The 3,522-nt window shown below is 62.0% G+C and carries 4 protein-coding genes; 3 read left to right on the forward strand and 1 reads right to left on the reverse strand.

Annotated elements, in window-relative coordinates:
- Nucleotides 1-64: 64 nt before the first annotated feature.
- Nucleotides 65-1,612, reverse strand: a complete 1,548-nt coding sequence (locus IM708_RS20525; protein WP_209428417.1) for a 4-hydroxyphenylacetate 3-hydroxylase N-terminal domain-containing protein — start codon at nt 1,610-1,612, stop codon at nt 65-67.
- Between the two features lie 92 nt (nt 1,613-1,704).
- Between IM708_RS20525 and IM708_RS20530 the strand changes: the two genes are divergently transcribed.
- From IM708_RS20530 to IM708_RS20540, 3 genes are all read left to right on the forward strand, one after another.
- Entirely contained in the window at nt 1,705-2,334 is a 630-nt protein-coding gene (locus IM708_RS20530; RefSeq protein ID WP_209428418.1) for a TetR/AcrR family transcriptional regulator, read from the forward strand.
- Complete coding sequence (locus tag IM708_RS20535; RefSeq protein ID WP_209428419.1) at nt 2,334-2,867, forward strand: isochorismatase family protein; 534 nt, start codon at nt 2,334-2,336, stop codon at nt 2,865-2,867. Before IM708_RS20530 ends, IM708_RS20535 begins: the two co-directional genes overlap by 1 nt.
- A gap of 27 nt (nt 2,868-2,894) precedes the next feature.
- Nucleotides 2,895-3,522: 2-hydroxychromene-2-carboxylate isomerase (locus IM708_RS20540; protein WP_209428420.1), on the forward strand; the 628-nt coding region annotated here is incomplete at its 3' end.

The following is a 3,522-nucleotide window of genomic DNA, read 5'->3' on the forward strand; positions in this document are numbered from 1 at the left end:
CGACCGCTAATCGTGGCGCTGACATTCGTCGCCGTCACGCACTGGACGCGGCTGCCCTCGGCAGCTATTCGGCAGCCGACCTCTGCGGATCGGGTTCAGTCTCAGGAGGTTCGGGGATCTCGCACCCCGTCACGCAACACCGACCGGGTTGCCTTGAGACCCGCCTGCCGTCCTCCAGTACGCCCCGGTCGAGCAGGCGCTCGACGAGCGCCACCTTGTCCATGACCGGATAGTTGCGCCAGATCTCTCGCTTCATTGCCTCGGCCGATCCGCCTCCATGAAGCGAAATGACCGAATACCAGCCGCCCTGGCTGGAGACGGTCAGGTCCTCGATGAAACGCGAGACCTCCATGCGCTGTTCCACCGGGATATCCGGGCGGCCACCGAGAACCGCCGCGAGCGAGGTCTTGGTTTCGGGGTTATGGTCTTCGTCGGGGCCGGGAAGCGCGACGATGAGCCCGCCCGAGACATAATGGGCCAACTTGTGCATGTCGTAGATCTTGGTGGCCAGAAGCAGCTTGCCGATATTCGAGAACACCGTGTCTGGCATCACTGAACCGCCTGGGTCCTTCTGGCAATAAGCCGAAGCTGCGACCCCGCAGGCGTAGAAGCTCTCGGTGATGGTGATGAGCTCCACCATCTGCTCGCGGACGTGGCCGTGACGATCGGGGTCGAGGCCGTTTGCCTCGATCATGAGAGCTCCTGCGCCGATGAGAAGATCACCGAAACCGGCTCGTGCGCCGATGCAGGTGTGCCGATGATGCGTTGCGTAGGACGTTGTGAGAAAACCGCCTTCCTCGTACTCTCCGGCCAGGAAAACCCTGTCATGTGGAACAAAGACGTCCTCGAACACCACGACACCTGTCGACTGGCCGTACTTGGCGGAGAACTTTGCCGCGGCCTCGCCCGGACGTCCGGCGCGGCGCGCGACGATCGTCACTCCCGGCGCATCGACCGGGACGGCGCAACAGACCGCGAAGTCGGCATCGTCTGCGGTGTGGGTGCGACAGGGCATCACGAGAAGCTCGTGCACGTAAGGAGCGCCGGTAACGATCGCCTTCGTGCCTCGAATGACGATGCCGTCCGGTCGGCGTTCGGTTATGTGTACATAGACGTCCGGATTGAGCTGCTGGCCCGGACGCCTGGACCTGTCGCCCTTGGCGTCCGTCATAGCGACAGCGAGCGTCAGGTCCCTGTCCTGAAAGTCATGCAGGTAGGCGAGGAAGCGCTGGTGATAGTCGGTGCCGTGGATAGCGTCGGTTCGCTTCGTCGCCTGGAAGAGGCCGTTAAACGCGTCGTGACACAGGTAGCGTTGTGCGCAACCCGCGATCTGGCAGGCGAGACGCACCGCCTCGAGTTTGTACAGAAGGTCGGTCGACGACTCGTTGATGTGAAGCATTCGGTTGACCGTCTTGCCTGACGTCCCCTGACGGGCGGTCATGATCGCGGAATGCTGGGGGCGGTGAGCGAGGTCGTAGGTCACGCCTACGCCATTGATGCCCGGAAGCAGAAGCGGTTCGTCCGCCACGCTTTCGACGCGCTGGCCATCGACGAAGACCCGTGGTCCGTAGGCGCGAAGGGACTCCCTGTAGGCGGCGGCATCCATCAGCATGACATTCTCCCTGCGTGGAAAGCTGGCGTCATCACAACTTGAACACTGTTCGAATTTCGGTCAAGCTTTTTTGGGAGAGAGGGAGAGGTGGGATGGCGGCACGGCGCTTGCAACGGCAGAAGGCGGAGCGGGGGCAAAAGCGATCGCTGATCCTGAGTGCGGCACGTGAGGTCTTCCTGGAGGAAGGGCTCGAGGGCGCAAGCGTCCGTGCCATAGCCGCCCGCGCAGGATACGCACCGGCCGCGCTCTATTTTCACTTCGACTCCAAGGAGGCGATCTACGCAGAAGTCTTGCAGGGGTCGCTCGAGACGCTCGGCGGCGAGGTTGAGCAGGCCGCGGGAAGTGTAGAGGGTGCAGGAGAGAAGCTGCGCGCTGGCGCCCTGGCCTTCTTTCGCTTTTACGCCAGAAACCCACGCGATCTCGATCTCGGTTTTTACCTGCTGCGTGGTGGCATGAAGCCGAATGGACTCGGGCGAGAAAGGGACGAAGCGCTCAACGCGGCCCTCTCCGCCGCCCTGAACCCCATGGCCAAGGCAGCCGTTTACCTCGGAGTCGACCCCCGCACGGCCGAACTGCTTGTGGTGGACATCTTCGCACATGCCACGGGTCTGCTGTTGCTCCTCCACACGGGTCGCATCCGGATGTTCGGCGCCTCCGCTGCCGAACGGATGCAGATCTATATCGACGAGCGAATTGCGTGTTTCGAACGAGGAGCGCACTGATGCCTGTTCTCGATTGCGGCGCCTCCACACTTCTTGCCATCGATTTCCAGGCGCGACTCATTCCGGTGATCGAGGATGCCGAGGATGTGCTGACCAATGCCAGGCGCTTGCTCGACATCGCTGCCAGACTTGGCATCCCCCGATTGTTCACTGAGCAGAACCCGGCAGGACTGGGCGCGACCGTAGGGGACCTTGCACCCCGAGAGGGTGAGGTTTTCCACAAGATGACCTTTGATGCGTCCCGCGCAGAAGGTCTGCTGGAAAGCCTTCCTGCCAACAATGTGCTCATCGTCATGGGCTGCGAGGCGCACGTCTGCGTACTTCAGACGGTGCTCGGTCTACTTTCCGGAAAACGCGAGGTATACATCGTGCGCGACGCCATCGGCTCGCGGCGGCTGGAAAGCAAGGAAGCTGCGCTCCGCCGAATGGAGCGACATGGTGCGGAGATCGTGACGGTGGAGATGGTCATGTTCGAATGGCTTGACACCTGCGAGCATCCGCAGTTCCGCAACATCGTTAAGCTGATCAAGTAATGCGACACCTACGGGAGAACTTCATCGATGCATGCGACATGGTATTTTGACGTCGTCTCACCCTACGCCTACCTCGCCCTGGACGGAATCGAGGACCTGTCGAGATCGATCCCGATCGTCTACAAGCCTGTCCTCTTCGCCGGAATCCTGAAGCACCATGGGCAACTCGGCCCCGCCGAAATCCCATCGAAACGTCTGCACACTTACAGACTGTGCGTTTTTGAAGCGCAGCGACGCGGCGTGCACCTCACCTTTCCGCCTGCACACCCCTTCAACCCGGTTCGGGCGCTCCGATTTCTATGCGATACCGGAGCCGAGCCGCAGCTCGCGCGCCGCGTGATGGAGCACATCTGGCGCGACGGATATGACCCGAATGAGGAAGGGCCGTGGCAACAACTCACCGACAGGTTCAAGCCAGGAGCCGCCGCGCCAACGGATGAGATTTCCGCGAGGGGAATGAACCTCCGTGTGAATACGGAGGAGGCGATCGCGGTCGGCGTGTTCGGGGTGCCGACACTCTCGATCGGTCGCGAGCTTTTCTGGGGCGTCGATGCGTTGCCGATGGTTCGAGCCTACCTCGACGATCCAGAGATATTCGAGCGAGGCGAGATGGCGCGCGTAGCAACGATCGAGAACCCGTTCCCCCCGTCACGCC

This window comes from Pararhodobacter sp. SW119, assembly GCF_017811755.1.
Lineage (GTDB): Bacteria > Pseudomonadota > Alphaproteobacteria > Rhodobacterales > Rhodobacteraceae > Pararhodobacter.

What these genes read in the sequence shown, in the direction of transcription:
- IM708_RS20525 (WP_209428417.1), bottom strand. Translation starts at nt 1,612, where the DNA reads ATGCTGATGGATGCCGCCGCCTACAGGGAGTCCCTTCGCGCCTACGGA.
- IM708_RS20530 (WP_209428418.1), top strand. Translation starts at nt 1,705, where the DNA reads ATGGCGGCACGGCGCTTGCAACGGCAGAAGGCGGAGCGGGGGCAAAAG.
- IM708_RS20535 (WP_209428419.1), top strand. Translation starts at nt 2,334, where the DNA reads ATGCCTGTTCTCGATTGCGGCGCCTCCACACTTCTTGCCATCGATTTC.